The sequence below is a fragment of the Fulvivirga sediminis genome, from assembly GCF_016757215.1.
Classification (GTDB): Bacteria; Bacteroidota; Bacteroidia; order Cytophagales; family Cyclobacteriaceae; genus Fulvivirga; species Fulvivirga sediminis.
The window spans coordinates 86,041-111,512 of the sequence record NZ_JAESIY010000008.1; the positions used below are offsets into that span (position 1 = coordinate 86,041).

The 25,472-nt window shown below is 37.7% G+C and carries 18 protein-coding genes; 12 read left to right on the plus strand and 6 right to left on the minus strand.

What is annotated here, in order from left to right; genetic code table 11:
* Positions 1 to 100: 100 nt before the first annotated feature.
* From JL102_RS15090 to JL102_RS15100, 3 genes are read left to right on the plus strand one after another with little or no spacing between them, the layout of a single operon-like run.
* On the plus strand, positions 101 to 1,393 hold the full coding sequence (locus JL102_RS15090) for a glycoside hydrolase family 2 TIM barrel-domain containing protein (protein WP_202245262.1): 1,293 nt from the start codon (positions 101 to 103) through the stop codon (positions 1,391 to 1,393).
* The gene (locus JL102_RS15095) at positions 1,380 to 5,177 is read left to right on the plus strand and encodes a glycosyltransferase (RefSeq protein ID WP_202245263.1); all 3,798 of its coding nucleotides are present in this window, start codon (positions 1,380 to 1,382) and stop codon (positions 5,175 to 5,177) included. The genes JL102_RS15090 and JL102_RS15095 overlap by 14 nt, the downstream gene beginning before the upstream one ends.
* 7 nt (positions 5,178 to 5,184) lie before the next feature.
* Positions 5,185 to 6,177 (plus strand): 2-hydroxyacid dehydrogenase, encoded by a 993-nt coding sequence (locus tag JL102_RS15100; RefSeq protein WP_202245264.1) that lies wholly within the window; start codon positions 5,185 to 5,187, stop codon positions 6,175 to 6,177.
* On the opposite strand, the gene JL102_RS15105 is transcribed toward JL102_RS15100, so the two are convergent.
* Positions 6,174 to 8,624, minus strand: coding sequence for a YfhO family protein (locus JL102_RS15105; RefSeq protein ID WP_202245265.1), 2,451 nt, complete (start codon positions 8,622 to 8,624; stop codon positions 6,174 to 6,176). The two genes, JL102_RS15100 and JL102_RS15105, sit on opposite strands and share 4 nt — an antisense overlap.
* 513 nt (positions 8,625 to 9,137) lie before the next feature.
* On the opposite strand from JL102_RS15105, the gene JL102_RS15110 reads away from it, so the two are divergent.
* The 5 genes from JL102_RS15110 to JL102_RS15130 all read left to right on the plus strand — a co-directional run bounded on the left by JL102_RS15110 (position 9,138) and on the right by JL102_RS15130 (position 14,858).
* Entirely contained in the window at positions 9,138 to 9,539 is a 402-nt protein-coding gene (locus JL102_RS15110) for a molybdenum cofactor biosynthesis protein MoaE (protein ID WP_202245266.1), read from the plus strand.
* 73 nt (positions 9,540 to 9,612) lie between these two features.
* Complete coding sequence (locus JL102_RS15115) at positions 9,613 to 10,194, plus strand: RNA polymerase sigma factor (RefSeq protein WP_202245267.1); 582 nt, start codon at positions 9,613 to 9,615, stop codon at positions 10,192 to 10,194.
* A complete protein-coding gene (locus tag JL102_RS15120) occupies positions 10,191 to 10,934 on the plus strand; it encodes an energy transducer TonB (protein ID WP_202245268.1) in 744 nt (247 codons plus the stop codon). The genes JL102_RS15115 and JL102_RS15120 overlap by 4 nt, the downstream gene beginning before the upstream one ends.
* A gap of 1 nt (position 10,935) precedes the next feature.
* Positions 10,936 to 13,326 carry a T9SS type B sorting domain-containing protein gene (locus tag JL102_RS15125; RefSeq protein ID WP_202245269.1) on the plus strand — a complete coding sequence of 797 codons (2,391 nt, stop codon included), beginning with the start codon at positions 10,936 to 10,938 and terminating at the stop codon, positions 13,324 to 13,326.
* Positions 13,323 to 14,858, plus strand: coding sequence for a PorP/SprF family type IX secretion system membrane protein (locus JL102_RS15130; protein WP_202245270.1), 1,536 nt, complete (start codon positions 13,323 to 13,325; stop codon positions 14,856 to 14,858). Before JL102_RS15125 ends, JL102_RS15130 begins: the two co-directional genes overlap by 4 nt.
* Here the strand turns inward: JL102_RS15130 and mobA are convergent.
* Positions 14,855 to 15,406, minus strand: coding sequence for a molybdenum cofactor guanylyltransferase (gene mobA / locus JL102_RS15135; RefSeq protein ID WP_202245271.1), 552 nt, complete (start codon positions 15,404 to 15,406; stop codon positions 14,855 to 14,857). The two genes, JL102_RS15130 and mobA, sit on opposite strands and share 4 nt — an antisense overlap.
* Positions 15,407 to 15,650: 244 nt before the next feature.
* On the opposite strand from mobA, the gene ffh reads away from it, so the two are divergent.
* The 3 genes from ffh (at position 15,651) to JL102_RS15150 (ending at position 20,641) form a co-directional block, all read left to right on the plus strand.
* The gene (ffh, locus tag JL102_RS15140) at positions 15,651 to 16,979 is read left to right on the plus strand and encodes a signal recognition particle protein (RefSeq protein WP_202245272.1); all 1,329 of its coding nucleotides are present in this window, start codon (positions 15,651 to 15,653) and stop codon (positions 16,977 to 16,979) included.
* A 272-nt stretch (positions 16,980 to 17,251) separates the two neighbouring features.
* On the plus strand, positions 17,252 to 18,745 hold the full coding sequence (locus JL102_RS15145; protein WP_202245273.1) for a cytochrome C: 1,494 nt from the start codon (positions 17,252 to 17,254) through the stop codon (positions 18,743 to 18,745).
* A gap of 75 nt (positions 18,746 to 18,820) precedes the next feature.
* Positions 18,821 to 20,641 carry a M61 family metallopeptidase gene (locus JL102_RS15150; protein WP_202245274.1) on the plus strand — a complete coding sequence of 607 codons (1,821 nt, stop codon included), beginning with the start codon at positions 18,821 to 18,823 and terminating at the stop codon, positions 20,639 to 20,641.
* A gap of 82 nt (positions 20,642 to 20,723) precedes the next feature.
* On the opposite strand, the gene JL102_RS15155 is transcribed toward JL102_RS15150, so the two are convergent.
* Both JL102_RS15155 and JL102_RS15160 read right to left on the minus strand, forming a co-directional pair.
* Entirely contained in the window at positions 20,724 to 21,701 is a 978-nt protein-coding gene (locus JL102_RS15155; RefSeq protein WP_202245275.1) for a pyruvate dehydrogenase complex E1 component subunit beta, read from the minus strand.
* 124 nt (positions 21,702 to 21,825) lie between these two features.
* Positions 21,826 to 23,598, minus strand: a complete 1,773-nt coding sequence (locus JL102_RS15160; protein WP_202245276.1) for a TPR end-of-group domain-containing protein — start codon at positions 23,596 to 23,598, stop codon at positions 21,826 to 21,828.
* Positions 23,599 to 23,824: 226 nt separating this feature from the next.
* Between JL102_RS15160 and JL102_RS15165 the strand changes: the two genes are divergently transcribed.
* A complete protein-coding gene (locus JL102_RS15165; RefSeq protein ID WP_202245277.1) occupies positions 23,825 to 24,043 on the plus strand; it encodes a PspC domain-containing protein in 219 nt (72 codons plus the stop codon).
* An 11-nt stretch (positions 24,044 to 24,054) separates the two neighbouring features.
* Here JL102_RS15165 and JL102_RS15170 read toward each other — a convergent pair whose 3' ends face one another.
* On the minus strand, positions 24,055 to 25,071 hold the full coding sequence (locus JL102_RS15170; protein WP_202245278.1) for a glycosyltransferase family 2 protein: 1,017 nt from the start codon (positions 25,069 to 25,071) through the stop codon (positions 24,055 to 24,057).
* Positions 25,072 to 25,404, minus strand: coding sequence for a YbaB/EbfC family nucleoid-associated protein (locus tag JL102_RS15175; protein ID WP_202245279.1), 333 nt, complete (start codon positions 25,402 to 25,404; stop codon positions 25,072 to 25,074).
* Positions 25,405 to 25,472: the final 68 nt, after the last annotated feature.

Genomic DNA, 25,472 nt, shown 5'->3' on the forward strand with positions numbered 1-25,472 from the left:
TTATGGATTTAATAGGCGTTGATGAAGAAGTTTTATTTTATCCTATCTATTAACCTAAGCTGGCATTTCCTATTTTTAGCTTATTACAGCTGCCAGCAAAATGTACAAAGGTCTTAGATATCTATTGTTTTTATGGGTTATAATAGCTTGTGAAGAAAAATCACCATCTTCTGTTGGCTCCGATCGTGCAGTTTATATTCAAAAGTCTGATAGTGGATATTCACTTATAAGAAAAGGTAGTCCTTTTAAAGTGAAGGGTGTGGCTGGGCAAGATAGTCTTACTTTGCTGAAGCAGATAGGCGGAAATACCATTCGGACTTATGATACGGTAGGCCTAAAAGCCGTACTTAATAAGGCAAATGCAGCTGGCATTGCGGTAATAGTAGGAATTCCTCTTCCTAAGTCAAATGAAAAATGGTTTTATGATAACAATAACCTGATAGCGGCTTATAAAAAGAGTTTGGCTAGCGAGGTGGTAAAGTATAAGGCACACCCGGCACTACTTTTTTGGTGTTTAGGAAATGAACCGAACTATTATGATTTTTTTAACTACAGTTTTGCTACAGCTTATAACCAATTTGTAGACACTTTAAAACAACTGGATCCTAATCACCCAGTAGCATGGTCTATGGCTAACTTTAGTGACCGGGCCATTATAAATATATCATTGAAGATATCTGGGCTTGATTTGATCATGTTCAATACTTTTGGGCGCTTGCCAGAGTTACAGCAAGATATGCAAAACTATGAATGGCTTTGGGATGGCCCGTTTTTAATAGGAGAGTATGGGGTTAGTGGACCTTGGGAAACTGATTTTACTAGTTGGAATGCGCCTTTGGAACTAGATGATATAAAAAAAGCAGAGCGTCTTAAATATATTTATAAGCAGCTTCCTAATGATGATCACAGGTGCTTGGGAAGCCTTGCTTTTTTCTGGGGACAGCGCCAAGAAGTGACAGGTACATGGTTCAATTATTTTTCTGACAATAAAGAAACTAATACGTCTGTATTTGCTCTGGCGGATTTATGGGGCGAGCCAATAACAGGAAATGTTCCTCCCGTGGTTAGCAATCTGAGGATAGATGGGAGCAATGAATATAATAGGCTTCTATTTAACCCAGGTTCTTTACATGTAGCTAGCGCAGCAATAATGGATGCGGATGATGATAGTTTATTTGTGCAGTGGGATCTGAAACCAGAAGACTGGCTATTGCAAATGAAAAATACTCCTGTCTCAATAATTACTATTCCTGAAAAATATGACTCTGCTTCTACCTCGATTTTGAAATTTCAAGTGCCTGAGCGTGAAGGGCCGTACCGTTTGTTTGTGAAGGTTACTGATGGGCAAGGACATTTTTCATCTACTAACATGCCCTTTTATGTGGTACGATGATAAACGGCCCATAGTGGTTAAAAGTCCTTCTCGTTGGCAAAGAGCATGGCTTAGGAGTATGATATTGACGGGTTTAGGGGCTATGGGCTTCTTTCTTTTTGGTGTTTTACAGCCAGGAGTAATAGGTTATGAACCACTTTATTACGTTTTAATAATCAGTTTGGTGTTTCTAAGCCTTAGGGTGTTGTTTGAATGGTATCATTACTTCAGTATTTCTATTCCAGAGAAAAGAAAGGTAGCTAAGGAGTATAAAGTAGATATACTCACTACCTTTTGCCCAGGAGAACCATATGAAATGATTATAGAAACCCTGGAGGCTATTCAGCGAATCACTTATCCACATACTACCTATTTATGTGATGAAGCCAATGATCCCTATCTCATCAAGCAGTGCAATCGGCTTGGGGTAAAGCATGTGACCAGAAATAATAGGGTAGATGCGAAAGCCGGAAATATTAACAATGCATTAAAGTATGCTACAGGAGATATTTGTGTGGTTTTGGATCCAGATCACGTACCTGCTCCAGACTTTTTAGATGAGGTGTTACCTTATTTTGATGATGAGGGAATAGGTTTTGTGCAGGTGGTTCAAGCCTATAAGAACTATAAGGAAAACCTGATAGCTAAGGCATCAGCACAGCAGACTTATCAGTTTTATGGTCCTATGATGATGACCATGAACAGCTATGGTACGGTGCAAGCAATAGGCGCCAATTGCACTTTTAGGAGGAAGGCATTGGATTCCATAGGAGGGCATGCAGCAGGGTTAGCTGAAGACTTGAATACTGCCATGAAGCTTCACGCTGCAGGTTGGAGGTCTACGTATGTGCCTAAGGTGCTTACTCGTGGCCTTGTTCCTTCTAGTATTTCAGCGTATTATAAACAGCAGTTGAAATGGTCACGCGGTGTTTTTGAGCTATGGCTTACTACCTATCTTACTTGTTTTAGGAAATTTACTTTCAGGCAGAAGTTATACTATGGGGTGATGCCCTTGCACTATCTCTCAGGGTTGATTTATCTTATTAATTTTTTGATTCCCATTCTGTCATTATGTTTAGGCGCCATGCCTATGAAGATGGATATTATTCATTTCTTACTGTGGTCTATTCCTTTTTTCTCCTGTACCTTTCTCATTAGGCATTATGTGCAACGGTGGGTGATGGAAGAGGAGGAACGTGGCTTTCATATTTTGGGAGGTCTAGTGCTCATTGGTACTTGGTGGATTCACACTTTGGGCTTCGTCTTTACTTTATTGAGGAAAAAAGTGCCTTATGATCCTACTCCAAAAAAGGCCGGTAAAGAAAATGTTTTAGGTTTACTTATGCCTAACCTTTTGCTGGCAGCGATATCCTTTTTAGCCATTGTTTATGGCCTTTATAATGATTTCAATCCATATACCATTGCTATGTCTGGTTTTGCCGGAATTAATATTGGTTTTGTGGTCTTTATGTTCTGGGTAGGCTATCATAACAGCTGGAGGGCTTTTAAACGCAGAAATAACTTTGCGGATCAGCTTTCATATCATGTGTGGTCAGTGAAAAGGCTATTATGGTTATTGCGGCATAAGGTGTATGGTTTATTCCGAATAGCAGCTTTTCCGCTGATTATATTATTTATTTATGGTGTTTATTATTATGAGAAAGAGGCCGATATCACGAATATAGATCTAGTTAAAAATGATCGATTGCTCACGGGAGAGCAATTTCTTGGAGTGTTTTTACCTGATGACGAAAGTGGCACTTCTAGCTTCGCTTCTGTGCTACAATTGGAGCAGAGTACCAATATGCAATTCGGTATTATATCGACCTATTTAGCATGGAAGCCTTTGGCTCAGCAGCCTTTTCCTGTAGAGTATCTAGGTAACATTTATGAAAAGGGAGCCTACCCTATGATTACCTGGGAGCCGTGGTTAGACCTATTTCCTTTAGATACTAATAAGTCCATCATGCAAAGCATCTATCAGGGGGATTTGGATGAATATCTTATAGGCATGGCAGAGGAGTTTCGTAAGCTTCAAAAACCTTTCTTTTTGAGATTCGCTCATGAGCCGGATAATCCTCAATATCCGTGGTATAGTAGTGATGATGAGGCAGGGGAAGAGTATATAAAAGCATGGAGGTATATGCATCAATTGATGCAAGCACAAGATGTAAGAAATATTATTTGGGTATATAACCCGTGGAAGGCAGAACATGCAAACGCCTATTTTCCAGGGCATGAATATGTAGACTGGTTAGGCGTCACGGCCCTAAACTACGCCAGTGAGGTGTCAGTTGATAATTGGAACACTTTTGAGGATATATACCAGCCATTTAGCCGGACTATGCCTTTTCAGAGTCAGCTGCCAGTAATGCTTTCTGAGTTTGGTACATTGAATGGGAGGGGTAGTTCTGAGGAGTGGTTTAAGAAGGCTAGAGAAATTTTAAAGCTCAAATATCCGGAAGTGAAAGCTGTGGTTTTCTTTGCTTCAGCGTATGATAAAAATGTACTGAATACTAAAGATGGTGCACTCAACTGGGCTTCGCAAAATGAAGGCTTCCAATATTTTAAGGATTTCCAAACATACAATGATGCAAAGAAGGTTTTTATGACTAAAACCGAAAATAGTGCTCTGGAAACGGTATCTAAAAAAAGTTTATATAATCAGATTAGAGGTGTAGACTATTTCAAAGGGCAAGATTGGCAAGTGAGCATGCACCCTCTTTTTAAGAGAAATATTAATGAAGATTTTGAAAGGATAAAAAGCCTAAAGCTATCTTGGGTAAAGAGGTATGGGCCGGGTATTTATGATCATACCATCAGCGAATGTGCAGATGAGTTTGACTTGAAGATTATGTATGGCTTCTGGCTTTCTAGGGGAATAAATTTTTTAGAGGATACCAGTTATCTTAAGAAAGAGAAGAAGTCTATAATTGCAGAGATAAAGAGTAGAAAAAAAGATGATCAGATCAAAGCCTGGCATGTGGGAAATGCTACTTGGGATCAACTGGCTTCAGAGTATTATAAACCAGTAGAATACTATCAAAAACAAGCTTATTTAAAATGGTTAGCTGCTTTGGTGCGAGATATTAAGAAGGTCGATGATAGACCCGTTAGTATTGAGTTGAACGAAACTGTTCAATTATCTGAAGCTCTAAAAGCCATAGTTTCAGAGGTGCCTCAGCTAGATGCGATTGGGATAAATTTGAATTCTAGTCATATTGATAGCTTGAGGTCTTTTTCTTTGCCAATCCCGGTTTTTATCAATTCTGTTCCAGAAAATTTTTCTGATTTTAATCAGCAAGACTTTGGCATGTTCGCTAATGCATGGCAAGATGATTTGTACTCTGATCATATGGCTTATAATGGTCTCTTAGATGCTGATGGGCGCAAGAAAAGATCTTATTATGCAGTGAAAGGAAAGGAAGATGACTTCCTGTTGCCTGAGATAAATATACTTAGACCGGCAGAAATCGCATATGAAGGGCGAGTTTTTACGTTTAACGCACTGCTAAAAAGGGAGGGGCAATGGAGCTTAGCTGCTTTTGATAATGAAGATTTTGAGTACACTTGGTACTTAATCAAGGTAGACGGATTTGGTACTCCGGTAGCCTTCAGGTTAGAGGGCTCAGGGGTGGCCGTAAGTTTGACAATTCCGCACGATCCTGTAACTTACAAGCTCAGATTAAAGGTGTCTAAAAACGGCCAATCGGTAGCTATAACCAGGCCTTTAAACACACCCTTTTATGAGGGTAGTAATTTGGAAGATGTAAGTCCAAAACAAGTTGAATATTTTTTAAAATAACCGAACCATGAAGATAGCAGTATTCAGTAGTAAGTCTTATGATAAAGAGTCTTTTGAAAGTCATAATAATGGGGTGCAGTTTAAATTTTATGAAGCCAATCTTAACCTTGATACAGTAAAGCTGGCTGCAGGATTTGATGGAATCTGTGCCTTTGTCAATGATCATTTAGATGCTGATGTGCTAGAGAAATTAGTGGCCAATGGCATTAAAATGGTGGCCTTGCGCTGTGCTGGTTTTAACAATGTAGACCTGGCAGCTGCTGATCGTTTAGGATTAAAAATATACAGGGTTCCTGCTTATTCTCCTCAGGCGGTGGCTGAACATGCCTTAGCACTTATTTTAACCCTCAACAGGAAAACACATAAAGCCTTTAATAGAGTAAGAGAAGGTAACTTTTCTCTTGAGCGTCTTTCTGGTTTTGATATTTATAACAAAACAGTAGGGGTAGTGGGAACCGGTAAAATAGGAGGCATTTTTGCCAAAATGATGAAAGGCATAGGCTGTGAAGTAATTGCATATGATGCTTATCCTAATGATGAGCTGAAGAAAGCAGGAATAGAATACGTGTCTTTTGAAAAGCTTTTAAACAAATCAGACATTATATCTTTGCACTGTCCACTAACGCCTGAGACGAATCATTTGATTAATGCAAAAAGCTTTGCTCAGATGAATGATGGAGTCATGCTGATAAACACTAGCAGGGGAGCTCTTATTGATACCAAAGATGCCATTGAAGCATTAAAAAGCGGCAGACTAGGCTATTTGGGTATTGATGTTTATGAGCAGGAAGAACAGCTGTTCTTTAGGGATTTGTCTGAAAGTATTATTGCTGATGATATGATTACTCGCCTCATATCATTCCCCAATGTGCTTATTACAGCACATCAGGGCTTCTTTACTAATGAGGCTTTGAGTCAGATTGCAGTAACCACTATTAAAAATATAAATGATTTCGCTGCAGGCGTTGAAAATAACAATGAAGTAGTCCTCCAAAATTAGGAGGCTACTTTTTCTTGTTTTATAGTCCAGCCTATACTTCCCAAAAATACAAGCAGCAGAATTATGCAAGATGCTAATGTTACGCTATCACCTACTGTATAAGCTTTAGGTTCAAACTTAAAGGTGATGGTATGCTTTCCTGCAGGTACATTTAAAGCTCTGAGCACAAAGTTAGCCCTCATAATATCTACTTCTTTGCCATCTATAGTGGCAGTCCAACCTATAGGGTAATACACTTCAGAGAATACGGCTAACCCGTCTTTAGAACTATTAGATTCATACACTAACTCATTAGGCTTATATTCAGAGAGTGTTATACTTGCCGAAGCATCATATCCTGCTTCCGCTGGAGTGAACTTAGAAATATCAATTACAGCTTCTTTAGCTGGATTAATTTCACATGTGCTATCAAATTCCTCATCTGCTGAGTTCACTTTTTTAATAGACTCAACAAACCAGGCGTTACCCAAAGCCTCATTGTTTTTCAAAACAGCATTTTTTGCGGGCCCGAATACAATGTATTTCGTATTAAGCATATTAAGTACACCATAACCACTTACGGATCTGCTTCCACTCTGAAGGCTGGAAATCAGTTGGCTGGTTTCTTCCTGAATACAGCCGTTAAATAACTCTTCATACCTTCTTATTCGGGCGCCATTATAGCCACCCAGAGACTTATGATGATAACTGGTTCGGGCATCCATAAAAGTACCTTGAGGATTATATACTCTATAACTAAGTCCTTTGTCTTTCAATATTTCTTTGTCAGCTTCTGTCATGCTGAAGAAAGAGTTGTCTCTTTCTCTTTTGAAGTTACCATCATCAAAATACCTGCGATCCACATTCCAAAGATCCACTAGTGTAATTAGTGATAATACGCCTGCCATAATACCAAAAGACAATTTATTCTTAAGGTTGAAAAATATCAATCCGAAGCCTATTAATATAAATACTAATGATCGGAGCGCATCACCTCTCATGAGGCTTTTTCTGTCGTCTTGAAGCGCTTTGAGGAACCAGGCAGGCAGCTGATGTTCTCCTGTTTTGGTAAAAGACGCCATTCCGGCGAACATTACTACTAAGAGGCAGAACCCGCCAGTAGCTCCAAGTGCTATAAATAATTTCTTTTGAGTTTCCTTATTTAAGCCTTTAGCGAGTAGCTTTTCAAGCCCGATAAAGCCTAATAGAGGCATGGCCAACAAAGGCATAATGATAGTAAAGGTGACGGACCTGAATTTGTTGTATCCAGGTAAATAATCAAAGAAGAAATAGTTGAGGGCTTTAAAGTTATCTCCCCAACTAAGTATGATACCCAAAGCGGCAACTATAACTAGCCAAATCACATATTTTTTGTCAGCGAAAGCTATACCTATGGCAAACAGCAAGCATATAACTGCTCCTGCGTAATAAGGAGCCGTGTAAGGCTGATTTCCCCAGTAGGCTGAGGTGTAACGTGCTAGCTGATTGGCAGTTTGAGGATCTCGGCTTTTTTGTAATGCAGCCAGCACTTTGCTGTCTTCATCTTGTACCAATAAGTGGCCGCTGCTGCCCCCATAGAAGTCAGGTATCATCATCACCAAAGGCTCAAGTATGCCATTACTATATTTAAAAGCATAATCTTTTGATAAACCTTCGGTGTTTTCTTGGTCAGAAATAGATTTTGATAGTTCAGACTTTCCTCTTTGAGAGTATTTACTAAACTCATATATAGACCACATTCGGCCAAAAGAGGTGCCTAGCGCCAATAGAGCAGCTATTACTAAAAGGGCGCTGGTAATAGCGAAGTCTTTAGCTCGTTTAGATTTTATAAAGGCTATTAGTTGAAGTACTCCATAAACCCCTAGAATCATAAGTAGGTAATAGGTAATTTGAGGGTGGCTCTCTCTTAGCTCTAATGCTACAGCTACAGCGGTAAGGCCAAAGCCTAATATTTTATTTCGGGTAAAAGCAATATGAATACCTGCTATGATCAGAGGCATGAAAGCAATGGCGCCAATTCTGGCGTTATGACCGGCTCCCAAGCCTATAAGCATGTATGAGGAAAGGCCAAAGGCTAAAGCGCCACCGATGGCCAAATAAGGCCGTACCTTAAAGGCTAAAAGTAATATATAGAAACAAAGAAAAGAAAGAAAAATGTTCTTTACTGGGTGAGGAAGCCCAAATGATAGAACTGATTTTATTCCTGAAACTATACTGTCACTCCACCGTACATTTACCAGATAAGCAGGCATTCCTCCAAATTGGGAGTTATTCCATAAGCCTTCTTCTCCGGTTTTTTCTCTATATTGCTCTAATTCCTGAGCGCCCCCACGCCACTGGTTAATGTCTTCCTGAGCTAATTTTTTGCCGTCAAAAAATATAGGGTTGAAGAATAAAACAGTAATGAGTAAGAAAGTGAGTAAAGCAACAATGTGAGGAATCACCTGCTTTTTAAAATCAATTTTCATTTGTTTCAATTTGTTTTTATAGGTTATATAAACGGCTAAAGTCCATGATTTCTTGCTCTTGTTGGTAGAGAACCGCTGTCCTAGCCCGAATATAGTTCACCTAGCCTTTTAAAGAGCTGCAAAATAGAAGTTTTATAAATCATTAAAAAAATAATTAAAGTTAAAGAAGGCTCATTGAAATTCAACTAAACGGAATAGGAGGGACTTCTTTCTTGGAAAAGGGAATAGTTGGGTTTTTTTTGATGAAACTATCTTACTAGAGATGAATAAATTAGTTCCAATCGATAAGCATTATTATATTTGGTCCGTAGTCTCGCATGTTTTAGTCTATAAGTAGTTTTGCCAAGTTTCTAAATTTTGTTTTAAGCGATTTATAATGATTAAAGACAGTTGGTCTTTATCGTAATGATAAGTGCATTCTGCTGATTTTCAACCTAATTGATATACCTTATACTCATAAATAGCTAATAGAATATATTCTATTTTATCCCCGCCAAAAAATAAAAAGTAATTATGATCAAGATAACCGAACTCCCTTTAAGTCCTGAAGATGTTATGAGCACCGTGTATGATAATGATGCAGGGGCAGTGAATGTATATGTAGGTACAGCAAAAGTATATAACCAAGATAAAAAGGTGGTGAGACTGGAATATGAAGTAGACATAGATCAGGCTATTGAGGTAATAGAAAAAATAATTGAAGAGATGAAAGATAAATGGCCTGTTCATCATGTTACTATTCATCATAGAAGTGGAGTGCTCACTTTAGGGGAGGTTGAAGTAGTGATAGCAGTGAGTGCTATTGAAGCAAAAGAGAGCTTTGCGGCCTGCGAGTACGCTGTTGAAGCTTTGAGAAAAGCTGATGTAATCAAGAAAAACGAAATTTATGCTGAAGGGGAGGAGTTGCATAAATAGTATAAAAATAATTTAAATAAATCTGTATCTTTTTAAGATAAATGCATTAATAAGGTTGTAAAACAACGCAACCTTGGAAAATTCATTAAGATTAACATATCGTAAAAATCTGAATGAGGAGAAATTAGAGATTGATATAATAGAGGACTGTAAGCAGAACCCACAAGCTTTTGAGCCTTTATATACCAAGTACTTTGAGAAGATATACTCCTTTATTTTTTATCGCATAGAAAGTGCTAATACCGCCAGTGAGCTCACTTCGCAGACGTTTTTAAATGCGTTATCTAAAATCCACCAATTTACTTATAAGGGTATACCCTTTTCTTCCTGGCTTTACAGAATAGCATTAAATGAATGTAATGCTTATTACCGCAAATCCAAATCATCTCGATTAATCATATTGGATGATAAAACTCTTGATTTTTTAAGTGAAGAAGTAGGCACTGATAGTGCTTACAGAGAAGAGCATTTCCAAAAATTAGAAGCTACAATTCATACCTTAAAGCCGGAACAAGTTCAGTTACTTCAACTTCGATTTTTTGATAACCTATCATTTAGGGAAATAGCTCAGATTTTGGATATAAAAGAAAATAATGCAAAGGTGAAACTGTATCGAATTCTGGATAAGGTACGGCTTAAAATGGATATCAAATGAAAAACTATAAAGTCATAAGAACAAAAAGAATTTTGCCCGATCAAAATTTAAAAGAAGCGCAAGATTTTAATGGGTTAATGCAAAAGTATGAGGCTAAGAAGAGTTTTAAAGCGGATATTCAATTCTATTTAAAAGCTTTTTTAGGAGTAGCCTTAGTGGTATCTTTTATGATGTTTGTTAATAAAAACTTTGTAGATAACTCTGGTGAAGAAAACAGAATTAAACCTAATGAAGGTACCGCTATTCTGGGTGAAGAAGATTTCATCATTGAAGAACCTATGAATGAGAAAAAGTCTAGTGATGAAAGTGGAGCCCAAGCCAAAAATGAAACCGGGACTAAGACCAAAGAAGAAAGCATTGAAATAGAATCTTCGCCTAAAGACAACAATAAGCCTAATGTTTCGGAGAATATTGCCAGGCAAGACTCTGTTCAGGAATATGATTATCAGGAGGCGCGTCCAATGGATGGAATGGAAGCCTTGTATTTATACTTTGAAAATAACCTGAAATATCCGAGTGAGAGTGTTCAAGATTCTATAAGCGGGGTGACTATTGTCTCATTTTTCATTGATAAAGAGGGGCAGCCTGTAGAAATCTCTATAGATAAGAGCTTGGGAGAAAATTTCGATAAAGCTGCTATTGAAGTCATAGAAAATATGCCTAAGTGGCTACCTGCCACTATAAATGGAAATCCTATCAAGTCTAAAATGAGTGTTCCTTTAACCTTTAACATTAACTAATATGAAGCCGATCTTAACAATATTATTATTCGTATTAATGTGGAGTTCATTATATAGTCAAGCCTTTATAGCAAAAGACTCTGTTAAGCTTGAATCTTCAGCGCTCATATCAAGATCCGAATGGGTTGATCTGGATAAAGATGGAGCATTAGATTTTCTTTTTCTTCAGCAGAATAAACTAAGGATTATATTTAATGATGAGTCACTTAAAGAAGATTCATTACTAAGCACATATAACTTAGTTGGAGAGTTTCAGGTGGAGGACATGAATAATGATAATAAACTAGATGTTGTAACTTCAATTGTAAACAGTTCTACTGAGAGGTTGGTGATATTTCATCAGATTGATGCAGGTGTTTTTGAGGCTCCTCGATTGTTGGCTGGAACCAATGTTAAACAGTTTGTTATTAACGATTTTGATCATAATGGTGATAAGGATATTGCGTATATAGAAACATCAGACCAATCTCAAATTCATTTTCAATATCAAGATAATGGTATATTTGAACAGGGCTTCTTATCTATAACTCCTTCGTCAAATTTTGAAATAACAATAGCTGATTATGACAATAATGGGTTTGATGACCTTTTTGTGTCTGATATACAAAACTCTCAAACTATTCTATATGAAAATAATGCCGGAATCTGGAGTGAGGGAATAGAGACTTATCCTTTTTCCTTTTCATCGTTGTCTTATAGTGATCTTGATTCTGATGGAAAAGTGGATATTGTAGTGAATGCAATAAATGCCTCAGGAGATGGTGAAATTTATATAGATTACAGTACAGATACTCTGGTATCAATTGATTCTCTTGTAGGGGAATTATATGAAAGGATATTTATTGGAGACCTAAATAGTGATGGTGTTAATGATTTTACCTTATCATCTCCTATGACCTCTAAAACCTTTTTGAGTAGTGATAGCGTTTCATATTTCCAATACCCCCAATCATATGTTCTGGCATACGGAGATATTGATAGAGATGGTGATCTAGATTTAGCTATTCATAAAGGGAATTATGTAGTATGGATGGAAAACAATGCTATTAAAAACCTTTCTCCTGCACCTCCCGAGCATAGTTTTGTTTTTAACAAGGGAGATGGAGAAGTGGTAATGGCTTGGTCAGCTGGGGTAGATGATACTACACCTCAAAAGAGTATTACCTATGATATTTATGCAGGAAAAACTCAATTGTCTAATGAGATTTTATCTTCAAATTTGGATTTAACTACTTCAGAGCGGTTCAAAGTAAAACATGGCAATTCTGGATATAGAACTGAAATGGTGCTTCAAGCTATTGACCCAGGACTATACTTTTATGGAATTCAACCTATTGATAATGCATACTATTGTATAGGAAGTGTTAGTGGAGGCGGAGGAGGAGAAGCCAAATGTGCAGGACTACCCATAGCGTGCGGTTCATTTTTAGTTTGTGATCAAATCACCTATGCTGATTATAATACCTGTGATGGTTATGTTAACATTAGCCAAGAAGACTATGCCGGTTGGTATTCCAAGTCAAAAGGATTTTTAGGATATACTAATAGCATATCCTACTATGTAGAAAGCACAGATACATTATATATGGCTCCGGAAAATCCTACCTCTTGCTCTGAGAATAAGAATTGGATAATTAAACTAGCAGAGCCATTATTGTTATCGGATACCACTATATGTAAAAGTTCAGAATTATTTATTGAATTACCATTTGTTCCTGATTCAGTTACGTGGCAATCAACGTCGAATGGTATAATTTCTACTACTAATATTTTCCAATTTACATTTGATGAGTCAGATACAATATATTATTCATATGCTTATCAAGGATGCTCTATTGATGATAACTTTCTAGTTACTGTAAGTGAGCCTGCTTTAGCCGTGAGTAATGATAGATTCCAGATTTATTCAGGAGATCAGGTTCAGTTAAATGCTTCTGGTGCAGATTCTTATGTGTGGTCTCCTCAGTCTGGCCTAAGTAATCCTTTTTCATCAAATCCGATTGCTAACCCTGAAGTTACTACTACCTATATAGTGAATGGTTATGATTCCTTAGATTGCGAAAGCACTCAGGAGGTGCTCATAATAGTAGCTAATCAAGCTTTTATTCCGAATTTATTTACTCCCAATGGGGATGGTAAAAATGATGTCTTATTTGTGTATGGTTTAAATGGAGTTAGTAGCTTGTCTTTTAAGGTTTATGATAGATCTGGAGTGGTGGTGTATGAGTCTAGCAGTCCAGATGAACTTTCAAGGAGTGGTTGGTCGGGAGATTATAAGGGCAAATCGCTAGCATCTGGGGTTTATTATTGGAAAGTAAGCGGTAGTTATAGAGATGGTAAACCCATTTTATTGAATGAGAGAAGAGAAGGAGCTATACATTTAATGCGATGAGATTAACTTGTATCATAATATTAGTGTTATTGTTTTCAGAGGTAAGAGCTCAATACTTTCAGTTTTCTCAGTTTGACTTCACTCCTGACAGGGTTAATCCTGCCTTGATTTCTAGTTCCAATGATATTACTGCCAGTGTTATATATAGAAGGCAGGATATTTCTGAAACAATGAGTATAAAGAGTGCTAATGCTTTTATAAGTTATCCTTTTTTAAATAATAGAAATAAAAGATGGTCTGCCTTGGGCATCTCTTTTTTGGATGATAGGACAGGTGTAACGAATATCTATAAAGTGAATGAAGTGGGGCTTACCTATGCATTAAGTCTCCCTATAAGTAGACAAGATGAATTAAGTTTAGGTGTAAAAGGAATTTATCAGAGTAGACGGTTTTCTCTCGATGGACTTTATACAGGAAGTCAGTTTGTTCCTGATCGAGGTTTTCTTCCAGGGATGGATAATGGTGAGACCTTGGATGGTCTAAGGCAAAACTTATATACTTTTAGTATAGGAATGGGGTGGAGGCATCTGGATAGGAAAGGAGTTCAACAAAGTTATTTAGGGTTATCGTTTTTTGATTTTAACAGGCCAGAACAATCATTTTATGGTAGCGATGATCAACTTCCTACTTCGTTTGTGCTCGCCGGTAACTTTTTAATTTATCAACAAGGAGCTCTCAGTGTATATCCTGAGGCTACTTATACGGCAAGTGCATCGAAATCCGTTGTTAATTTGGGGGCGGTTTCGAAATATGATATGGGGGTAAATGGCTCTTGGGAGGCAGAGGTTAATGTCATTACGAAGTATAGTAGTGGGGGCTATGCTATCGCTGGACTGCAGGTAGATAAAGGTGATTTTAAAATAGGCTTTAGTTATGATTTTTCTTTAAATGATAAGCCATTAAATAATGCTTTTGAAGTGGGGCTGTTACTTAGAGCTGAGAGGTCACCTAATAAGAAAAGGCATAGGAGTAGGAAGTCGAAACGTAAACCTAAAGTGAAGTCTAAAACAACATCAGCCAAAAAGGTTAAAAGGCCAATTAAAGAAGTAGACAAGCCGCAAAGGAATGATAATCTTATTGAGAATAGCGATACTATATTAGTAGATACTGACAAAAATGAAGAGCTTGAGGTCGCAGAGGATTCGATCGCTACTGATGCTCGTGTGGGAGAGTTTCAGCATCACACACTAAATTTAGATGAAACCAATGTGCTGTTTTATTTCGATTTTAATAGTACAGAAATTAATCAAGAGTCTAAAGAGTATATTCTTGAATTATCTGAGCTTTTGAAGCAAGCCCCTTATCTAAAGGTGAAGATTATTGGTCATACAGATAATAAAGGTAGTGCTGATTACAATGAAAAACTATCTGCAATTCGATGTAACTCAGTGACTGATTTGCTTGTAAGTCTTGGAGTAGAGAGGGAAAGAATAGAAGTAGAAAGCAAAGGAGAGGAAAGTCCGATTTCTACTAATGACACGGAAGAAGGTCGATCCAAAAACAGAAGGGTGGAATTTATTTTACATTATTAACCCTCATTAATATTCCTCAACTTCTTTTTCTCACTTTCTGTAGGAAATAGGGCCTTAATTTTATTTTCTTCCAGAAAACGTCTGGGGCTTCTATTGCCTGATCTGTGATATTTTTTAAAAGAAGGGAAGCATGAGGCTTCCCAAATAGCGCATAAAGGCTCTATTCTTTCCTTATAAAAACAAGTAGCTATTGACGAATCATCTCTATGTAGTAATAATTGATTCAATATATCTATATCTACATAAGGCATATCGCAGGCTAATACCAGCCAGCTGGCTTGTGGGTATTCCTCATGAGCACTTAGTATTCCAGTCATTGGCCCTTCGCAATGAGTATCTACTATATGGGGTAAGGCTAAGCTATCCTGTTGGGTCGGATTACAGGAGAGAAACACCCGGCTACAATATTTGCTTAAAAGCTGGTAGCTGTACTCTCTTTGTGTTACTTTATGATATTGTAACATACTTTTATCAGTGCCCATACGAGAGCTTTTTCCACCGATAAGTACCAAGCCGTATAGGTCTGGATGAGGTATTTTTTTATCCAATGTCTATAATTAATTCTGTTGATTAAATGGTTAATTTAGTTAACCAAACTTCAGAATTCATTGTTACGAATAGAGCATCATCTATACATAAAAAAGTACTTTTATTCCTAGCAAAACTATACGGAAGTATAAGGTACAAGTGATTAATTCAGAATTAGATTTTAGATAAATGCTAAAAGATGTGTTCAGTCTTCAATTTAACCTTTGAAATTCTTAGTTTTGCATCCCATAATCCGATTTAAATATGTTTGATAATTTAAGTTATAAGTTAGATAAGGCATTACAGAACCTAAAAGGGCAAGGTAGTATTACGGAAGTAAACGTAGCTACTACAGTAAAGGAAATACGAAGAGCCCTAATAGATGCCGATGTTAACTACAAAGTAGCTAAGGAAGTTACTGATGAAATTAGAGAAAAGGCACTAGGTAAAGATGTGCTTACATCAGTATCTCCAGGACAGTTATTAACAAAGGTGACCAACGATGAGCTTACTGAGCTTATGGGAGGAAGCCATGAAGATATAAGTATTACAGGTGATCCTGCTATCATTCTTATCGCTGGTTTACAAGGTTCTGGTAAAACAACATTTTCAGGTAAGCTTGCTAGCTATCTAAAAGGTCAGGGTAAGCAAGTGTTATTAACCGCTTGTGATATCTACCGTCCTGCAGCTATTGATCAGTTGAAAGTGTTAGGAGAGCAAATAAGTGTAGATGTTTATGCTGAACCAGAAAACAAAGACGCTGTAAAAATTGCCAGTAACGCTATCAAGCATGCGAAAGATAATGGTAAGAAAGTAGTCATTGTGGATACAGCCGGTCGTTTGGCTGTAGATGAGGAGATGATGGATGAGATCTCAAAACTAAAAGAGGCTCTTAATCCTTCAGAGACTCTTTTTGTGGTTGATTCCATGACAGGTCAGGATGCAGTGAATACAGCCAAAGCCTTTAACGACAGACTGAACTTTGATGGTGTAGTCCTTACCAAATTAGATGGTGATACCCGGGGTGGTGCTGCTATATCTATTAGGAGAGTAGTAGATAAGCCTATCAAATTCATCAGTACTGGTGAGAAAATGGATGCTATTGACAAGTTCCACCCTGATAGGATGGCCAATAGAATCCTGGGTATGGGTGACGTAGTGTCTTTGGTAGAAAAAGCTCAACAAACATTTGATGAAGAGGAGGCCAGAAGATTAAATAAAAAGATCAGAAAAAATCAGTTCGATTTTAATGACTTTTTAACCCAGCTAGAGCAGATCAAAAAAATGGGTAACATTAAAGATCTGTTAGGTATGATACCAGGTATGGGTAAAGCCCTTAAAAATATAGATGTTGATGATGATTCTTTCAAACCCATCGAAGCCATTATTAGATCAATGACTAATGATGAAAGAGAAAGACCTGAGATACTTGATGGAAGCCGTAGAAAAAGAATTGCTAAAGGAAGTGGTACTTCTGTGCAGGAAGTGAATAACTTGATGAAGCAGTTTGCTGACATGAAGAAACTCATGAAGACCATGAACAAAATGGGAGGTGGACAAAGAGGACTTGCCGCTTTGAATCCTTTCAAATAAGATATCAAATAAATCATAAAAAAAGCCATTTCATACATGAGATGGCTTTTTTTATGTCTTTTAAAGTTTCAATCCTTTTCAGTAACTCAATTATACTGTAAAAAGCAGTTCCGATTAAAGATGATGAGGTAAGTAGGTTGATTTTAGTATTGTAAATCGTTTTAATTATTGTAAATTATACGCCATTAAATTGTTTGTTATCATGATTTGGTCTATTTGCATTTGATTGTATCATGAATAATAACGTAAAATACTAATCAACCTTAATAACCATGTTTAATAGAAAACTACTGCTCCTAGGAGTAAGTTCTTTGATGTTTATTGTTGTATTTGGCTTTCAGGTTATAAATCGTAATCTACACTTACTGCAAAGTCCGCCAGGAGAGATTGCTAATTATGAAGATTATGATTATGAACTGGGAAGTGGCTATATCGATAGCTTAAAAAACTACCCTACGCTAAAGAAAGGAGAGCGTACGCCTTTTGATATTTGGAATTATGCAGGTCGAGGGAAAAGCTCTTATGAGACGCCAGAGCTGCCAATGTCCTGGAATGAATGGGTAGCTTTTAATAAAAAGCAAAAACCCGAACTCATGGGTGATGTACGTGATTACATGCAAATGAGGTTTGACTTCTCAGGCAAAACCATAACCGGAGAGTATATGTCTGGAAACAGAAAGCCTATAATGGCAGGCCCCGTAGCGCGTTTGCCTGAAGGGGTAAAATCGTATGAATTTTTATCTACGCTTTCACCTGATGAGATTAAAGCTAAAGACATATTTCCTTATAAACCTTTAGCCCACCCTTTGCAGACTACAGCTCATATGGTTTTTCCTGAAAAATATAATAAGGCTCATCCAGAGCATCATAGAATTGATGTGGACCATGATTTTCCTGATGAATATTTACCTGAGTTTCCTCCTCCGTTATTTTTAACTACTCATAAAGAGTTGGGAGATGTTACTAAAGGGAAGGAAATTACTTTGAGTAACTATTTTGAGATGTTTGATGGTTTGCTTACTGCGGAGCAGATGGAAGGGCTAAAGGAGCTTCTTAAGCCTACTCCTTCCACCTGGTTTAATCAAACTACTCACAGGGTCACAATAGAGCCTAGTGCCGGTGTAGCATGCTTCAGCTGCCATACTAATGGGCATACTAACGGAGCCTTTGAGCTAGCTCCTGATGCCAGGCCTAATCTTGCTCGTTTAAGAGCAGATACACCTCCCATGAGGGGTAATTATAACCTTATGCAGCTTTCATCAAAGAGGTCAATAAGGAGTATGGATCACTTTGCGGAAGTGGAGGAGTATTTTGATGGAGACCCGGGTATGCAGCAGGCCATTGGCCAAAGGTCGCAAAAGAGAGAGGTGACTAATAGAATGGGAGATTTCAATTCTATCATAGATTTTCCTCCAGCACCTAAGTTAGGTCCTATGGGTAAGCTCTATAAAGATAAGGCTACAGAGCAGGAATTGTATGGAGAAAAACTCTTCTTTGGTAAAGCTCAATGCGGTAACTGCCACTCGGGCCCCGCTTTTGTAGATGATTATATGCATGATCTACAGGTGGAAAGATTTTACAAAGGGAGGCCAGAGGGCCCTATTAAGACATACCCCCTGCGAGGTATCAAGGATTCACCTCCCTACTTGCATGATGGCAGGTGTCCTACCTTGGCGGATGCAGTAGAGTTTTTCAATATTGTACTAGAACTAAAGCTTAAAAAGGAAGAGAAGGAAGCCTTAGTAGCTTATATGATTTGTTTATAAAACCTTAAATTTTACCATTTAAGTAATTCCCTATCTATAGGTTTGATTAATGAGGAGTGAATCATAATTTAAAGCATGAAAAATTATTTGATACACTCCTTATTTATAGTCTTTGTGTCTGTGCTTGGGGCTAATGCTCAGGTGAGTGACACTATTAGGTATGAAGTTAGCTTCCCTAATATAAAACATCATGAAGCAGAAATTTCTGTTAATTATGAAAAATTGAAGGTTGGTGAGCCTCTCTATGTCCGCATGAGTCTGTCCTCACCCGGCAGATATGCTTTCCATCAGTTTGGAAAAAATGTATATGACGTTAATGCCTATAATGGAAAAGGGAATCAGCTGACCGTAACCAGAGTGGAGCCGGAAGTATGGGAAGTAAAGAACCATGATGGCCGGGTAAAGGTGAGTTATAAGCTATTCGCTAACCACCCTGATGGTACTTATGCCGGTATAGATCCTCTTTTTGTTCACTTTAATATGCCAGCAGTATTTATGTGGGCAAGAGGCCTTGATAACAGGCCCATTAGCGTGAAATATAATTTACCTATTGCCGATTGGGATATCGCTACTCAATTGAAACCCACAGACTCTAAAGAACGCTTTGTAGCCGAAGATTTACAGTATTTTATGGATAGCCCTACCATAATGGGAGATCTTATATTAAATAGCTTCGTAATTACTGATAATGATGGAAGTGAACAAGATATTCATGTAGCTCTTAATAGGGGAGTAGATGAAACAGTGGCGAAGAACTATACGACAATGGTTGAAAAAGTGGTAAAGGAAGAACAAAAAGTGTATGGGGAGGTGCCTGACTATGACTATGGAAATTATATTTTCTTGTGTGGTTACGGACCCGAATTTCATGGAGATGGAATGGAGCATCGTAACTCTACTATGGTTACTTCATCATCCCCTTTGGCAGGTAATGAGAATCAGCTGATAAGAACAGTGGCTCATGAGTTTTTCCATTGTTGGAATGTAGAGCGGATCAGACCTAAATCTTTGGAGCCATTTGATTTTGAAAACACTAACATGAGTGGAGAACTCTGGTTTGCTGAAGGTTTTACGTCTTATTATACTGAGCTTTCTCTGGTTAGGGCAGGTATTCATGATGAGGTTACTTATGGCGAAAGAATGGGTCGTTTATTGAATTATGTAATTAATTCTGGTGGCATGGGAGTTTCTTCTCCTGTAGAAATGAGTAAACAGGCTCCTTTTGTAGATGCAGCTACTGCTGTAGATCCTACTAATTTTGTTAATACTTTCACTTCTTATTATACATATGGAGCAGCTATAGGGCTAGCGCTGGACCTAGAAATAAGAACCCGATTTAATGGTTTATCGCTGGATGACTTAATGAGGGCTATGTGGGTTCAGTTTGGTAAAAAGGGGATTCCTTATACTAATGACGATATTAAACAGACGCTGGCGAAAATAACAGAAGATGAAAGATTTGCAGATCAGTTTTTTGCAGACTACATATATGGTACTAAAGTGCCGGATTATAAGATGCTTCTCAGTAAGGTAGGGTATAGCTTAGAGCAGGCGAGCAATGGTCAGGCATCATTAGGAGCTGTGAGTTTAAACTACGAAGGAGGGATGATGGTTTCTTCTCCGCCATCACGCAAAACAGCGCTGTATAAGGCAGGTATTGATGTTGGAGATGTCATTACTTCAATTGAGGGAAAAGCCTTCGCTAGCGGGGAGGAAATGAGCCAATGGCTAGCTGCTCATAAGCCGGGAGATACGGTGGAGGTAAAGTATAGTCATTTCGGAGAGAGTTTTACTACTCAATTAACTTTAGAAGGAGATGCTTCATATAGTATAAAATTGGCAGAAGAGGCTAAAAAGAAAACATTATCTAAAAGGCAAAACTGGCTTAATCCATAAGTCTTTTAAAATACAAAATAACAAAAAAGGTGATGGATTAATATCCATCACCTTTTTTGTTATTTAATAGCTCTATTAATTCTTATTTATAAGTAACAGCTTTTACTGCATCTACGGTTCTCTTTACGTTAGGTAAGATAGCCTCTATCAATGTAGGAGCATAAGGCAAAGGAACATCCATACTGTTAATTCTATGAATAGGAGCATCTAAATAATCAAATGCATGTTTCTGAACGTGGTAAGTGATTTCAGAACTCATAGCAGCAATAGGCCATGCTTCTTCAACAATCACTAATCTATTCGTTTTCTTTACAGACTCTACTACTGTAGCATAATCGATAGGCCTTACTGTTCGAAGATCAATAACTTCAACAGAAATACCATCTTTAGCTAGTTGTTCAGCAGCTTCATCTACTACTTTCATAATTTTACCAAAACTAACAATAGTCACGTCAGATCCTTCTCTTGTTACTTTAGCAGAACCGATAGGGATTAGATATTCGTTTTCAGGAACCTCACCCTTATCGCCATACATAAGCTCTGACTCCATGAAAATTACAGGATCATTGTCTCTTATAGATGATTTTAAGAGGCCTTTAGCGTCATAGGGGTTTGAAGGTACTACTACCTTTAAACCTGGTGTGTTAGCAAACCAGTTTTCAAAGTTTTGAGAGTGCTGAGAGCTAAGCATACCGGCATTTCCTGTAGGGCCACGGAATACACAAGGAACGTTAAACTGTCCACCAGACATAGACATCATTTTAGCTGCTCCGTTGATCACCTGGTCTATAGCAACAAGAGAGAAATTAAAGGTCATAAATTCTATGATAGGTCTCAATCCGTTCATAGCGGATCCTACACCTACTCCTGCAAAGCCAAGCTCAGCAATAGGAGTGTCGATTACACGATCGGGGCCGAACTCATCGAGCATACCCTGACTTACTTTGTAAGCTCCATTATATTCAGCAACTTCTTCTCCCATGAGGTAGACTTTCTCATCCCTACGCATCTCCTCGCTCATTGCTTCTCTTAAGGCTTCCCTAAATTGTATTTCTCTCATTGTATCCTTTTTAAATTTGGATTGTAAAAATAGCATTCAGGGGGCTAATCACAAAAACAATGGGTACAAAAAAAGCCCCGAAGAGAATTTCTTCGGGGCTTTTTTGATATTATTTATTCAGTTCTTATTTCAGGATATTTCTGAATTGCTCGTTAGAAACGAAAGAAGCGAATTCTAAGTCTTCAAGAGCTTTTCCTTTAAGATCAGGATCAGCACTTACTGCTTTGTCTAAATTCTCATATACAGCATCTTCGTTACCTAGGTGAGCGTTAGCAATAGCTGCTCCGTAGTAAGCAATACCCATATCAGAATCTTTCTCAGTAGCTTCTTTGAAAGAAGTTAAAGCACTTTGGTAATCTTTGTTAAGAACTTGAGCTAAACCTCTGTTGAAAGAGTTTACAGCGTTATCTTCAGCGTTAGCTGTAGATTGTACTGCGTCACCATACTTAGCTAGCATGATCTCAACAGATCCTTTTACTCCGTTGAAACCAGGAGCCATTTCGCTGCTAGGGTTCATAGAGTCAGCCTTTTTGATGTGCTCATAAGCTTTGTAAGGGTTACCTCTCATTAATTCTACAGAAGCCATGTTAGCATAGATCTCAGCGCTTTCTTGCTTGTTAGAAGCAATTTCTAGTTGAGTCATAGCCATATCACCATACTTGTCAGCGTTACCTTCAATAGCCATAGCCACATATACAGCAGCAAGGTTGTTATGAGCTACCCAGCTATCAGTTTTCTTAGTAGCAGCTTTGTAGATAGCTTCTTTTTCTTGTAATGAAGGAGTTAATGTAGCTCCGTAAAGAAGTTCTTCTTCTGATAAAGTGTCAGCAGAAACAGAACCATCAGCAATACCTTTAGAAAGTACAGAAATCTCAGCATCAGATTTCTTTTCTTTTACTGTAAGGATTTCAGTTTTAGCAACCCTTAACTTAGGATATAAATCTCTGAATACTTTGTTATAAGTAGGCAGCTTGTGTAATTTATCTTCTTTATCTTCATAAGAACCAGGACCATTCACTATATCCAGGTAAGCAGATTTTTCTTCAGAAGAAATACCTTCATAAGTAGCTAATGAATCTTTGAATATAGCCCAATCTTCTACAACATCTTTAGTGATGAAGTTGATAGAGTCAGCCATTCCAGCATAGTCATATTTCTTCATTTCTCTTTTATAGAAAGATTGGATAGACTCAGCTCTGTCTTTAGCTAATCTTGTGTTGATTCTTTCAGCACCTTCAGGAGAGTGAGTACCTGTGATAGTCACTGTTCTAGTTACGTTTTTATCAGCGATGAAAGCATCTAATTTCTTACCTCTTTTACTAGTTCTTTCAGAATATCTTAATACAGAGCTTCCTTGTACGAAGTAGAAGTTAACTCTTGTAGGGATAAGTTCTTCCTGATTGTTGTATCCATGGTCAGCATAAGCTGGAGCGTAAACTTCTTCTACTAATTTAGAAGTAGTGATTACACCAGGAGCAACAGGCATTCTGTCAGTTTCTTTAGATTTTCCGTTCTTAGGGTCAGAAGCAACACCTTGTACTTCTAACATACCATTTTTCATGGCTGGAGAATAAGCAAAAGCGTACTCTTTAGTTTGCTTAGGCTGCTGCTCATCTGCGTTAGGGAAATCTTCAGCTTTAAATTCGATAGGCTCTAATGCAACTTCGTTTTCTCCGTACTTGTAGAATGTATTTACTGAGTAAACCTTACCTTTTTTCAGCATCTTAACCGGAAGGTTGGCTGACATCTCAAAAGCAACAGTGTCTGCGTGAACCTCCAACGGATTTGGAGTAACAGTTAAATTCTGGTCCTCCGCCATTTTTACCATTTTATTAAGGGTACAACCGGTCAGGGAAAGTACTCCAAATAAAGCTATAGCGTAGAATAATTTTCTCATTGGTTTTTGTTTTAAATGTCTGGTTGAATATGTATTCAAAATTATTGTGTATAGTGAATTATGCAATAATAATTAAAAAAAATAAGAAATAACTAAGTGACTTTTGAATATATGCTTATTATATTTGTGAAGGCACATATTTATCGTTGAGCCACATGATATAAAGGTTTAACTGGTAAGATTGTTTATTACTTAGTTGTTTTTTTCTGCTTTAAATTTACTTGCGATGAAAAAAATCCAACTTTTCTTTGAAAAATACGCTTTTGGTGTATGTTCTAAGCTGGGTGAAAAATTAGGGATTGCTAGCTCTAGCATACGATTATACTTTATTTATGCATCGTTCCTAACCTTTGGATCACCCCTGATTGTATACTTGGTCTTGGCCTTTGGTATGAACATGCGTAAACACCTGAGACGTAAGAGAAATTCTGTTTGGTATTATTAGAATAAGGCTTATTAGAAGTCTAGCTTATTAAAGGTATCTTTCCTTTTAATATAGTATTCAAATACCACTGACCCTCTAAACATAGTAGGGATGTTTCGTTGTGTCTTTATCTTTAGCACCTCTCTGCGCTTCTTGAAATTTGTACGATAATGTTTGGCGAAATGAAAATGCGCTTTCATTACCGCCATGCCATCGTTAAAAGAATCGAAAAGCATAAACTTAAAGCAGGCAATCCAATCTAACATTAACCTTATCGGAAATTTCGTCCATAAATCAATTGGAGAGTAGTTTTTATAGAGCAAGGTAAGTCCATTGCGAAAGTTAAGATAGGTTTTTCTTGGGTTAGATTTAGGTAAGGTGCCACCACCTACATGATAAACAGTGCTCTTGCCAGTATAGGCTATCTGATAACCGGCATTGTTTAGTCGCCAGCATAAGTCAATTTCTTCCATATGGGCGAAGAAGTCAGGGTCGAAGCCGCCAAGTTCATGAAAGGCTTTTGATTTGATGAACAGGCATGCGCCGGTCGCCCAGAATATGTTCAGGTCATTGTCATACTGGCCTTTATCCTCTTCTACATCCAAAAAGAGCCTGCCTCTGCAAAATGGATAGCCAAGACTGTCGATAAATCCACCACCTGCTCCGGCATATTCGAAGTGGGTCTTTTTATCATACATTAATATCTTGGGCTGAGCAGCTACCATATTGTCGTTGGCCTTAAGTAGATCAATGACTGGAGGTACCCAGTTGGGTGTTACTTCTACATCAGAGTTAAGAAGTACATAATATTCTGCATCTACTTGCGCCAGGGCTTCATTATAACCGGCACTGTAGCCATGGTTACAGGATAGTAATATTACTGTTACTTCGGGATGATGCTTTTTTAGATAGGCAACTGACTCATCATTGGAACAGTTGTCCGCCACTACTATTTCACAGCCTGGGCTGTATTGAATAACGGAGGGTAAAAACTTACGGAGATAGTGCTCTCCGTTATAATTTAAAATAACAATGGCGGTTTCTCTCATTTACATTAATCCGCTCAGATCGAGGCCAGGGATGTTAGGAAGCATACCTTCAGTACTTTTTTTAAGTTCTTCTTTAGCAGTTACATCCATTTCTTGTATGGCCTTGTTTACAGCAGCTACTATTAGGTCTTGCAGCACTTCCTTATCTTCAGGTTTAACCAGGTCATTATCTATTTCCAGTGCTATCACTTCTTTTTTGCCGTTAACAGTAGCTTTTACCATGCCAGCGCCAGATTCTCCTACAGCTCGTAAATGAACTAAATTTTCTTGGGCTTCTTTGATCTTAGCTTGCACTTCCTTCATTTTGCCCATCATCTTCATCATGTCAAACATAGTATATATATTTTAGGTCTGTTAATTCGTTTATTTTAAGAATCGGAATTTGAAAATTAAAGTTGCAA

Excerpts from the sequence above, each read along its gene's own strand:
- JL102_RS15090 (WP_202245262.1), top strand. The coding sequence starts at position 101 with ATGTACAAAGGTCTTAGATATCTATTGTTTTTATGGGTTATAATAGCT.
- JL102_RS15095 (WP_202245263.1), top strand. The coding sequence starts at position 1,380 with ATGTGGTACGATGATAAACGGCCCATAGTGGTTAAAAGTCCTTCTCGT.
- JL102_RS15100 (WP_202245264.1), top strand. The coding sequence starts at position 5,185 with ATGAAGATAGCAGTATTCAGTAGTAAGTCTTATGATAAAGAGTCTTTT.
- JL102_RS15105 (WP_202245265.1), bottom strand. The coding sequence starts at position 8,624 with ATGAAAATTGATTTTAAAAAGCAGGTGATTCCTCACATTGTTGCTTTA.
- JL102_RS15110 (WP_202245266.1), top strand. The coding sequence starts at position 9,138 with ATGATCAAGATAACCGAACTCCCTTTAAGTCCTGAAGATGTTATGAGC.
- JL102_RS15120 (WP_202245268.1), top strand. The coding sequence starts at position 10,191 with ATGAAAAACTATAAAGTCATAAGAACAAAAAGAATTTTGCCCGATCAA.
- JL102_RS15125 (WP_202245269.1), top strand. The coding sequence starts at position 10,936 with ATGAAGCCGATCTTAACAATATTATTATTCGTATTAATGTGGAGTTCA.
- JL102_RS15130 (WP_202245270.1), top strand. The coding sequence starts at position 13,323 with ATGAGATTAACTTGTATCATAATATTAGTGTTATTGTTTTCAGAGGTA.
- ffh (WP_202245272.1), top strand. The coding sequence starts at position 15,651 with ATGTTTGATAATTTAAGTTATAAGTTAGATAAGGCATTACAGAACCTA.
- JL102_RS15145 (WP_202245273.1), top strand. The coding sequence starts at position 17,252 with ATGTTTAATAGAAAACTACTGCTCCTAGGAGTAAGTTCTTTGATGTTT.
- JL102_RS15150 (WP_202245274.1), top strand. The coding sequence starts at position 18,821 with ATGAAAAATTATTTGATACACTCCTTATTTATAGTCTTTGTGTCTGTG.
- JL102_RS15155 (WP_202245275.1), bottom strand. The coding sequence starts at position 21,701 with ATGAGAGAAATACAATTTAGGGAAGCCTTAAGAGAAGCAATGAGCGAG.
- JL102_RS15160 (WP_202245276.1), bottom strand. The coding sequence starts at position 23,598 with ATGAGAAAATTATTCTACGCTATAGCTTTATTTGGAGTACTTTCCCTG.
- JL102_RS15165 (WP_202245277.1), top strand. The coding sequence starts at position 23,825 with ATGAAAAAAATCCAACTTTTCTTTGAAAAATACGCTTTTGGTGTATGT.
- JL102_RS15170 (WP_202245278.1), bottom strand. The coding sequence starts at position 25,071 with ATGAGAGAAACCGCCATTGTTATTTTAAATTATAACGGAGAGCACTAT.
- JL102_RS15175 (WP_202245279.1), bottom strand. The coding sequence starts at position 25,404 with ATGTTTGACATGATGAAGATGATGGGCAAAATGAAGGAAGTGCAAGCT.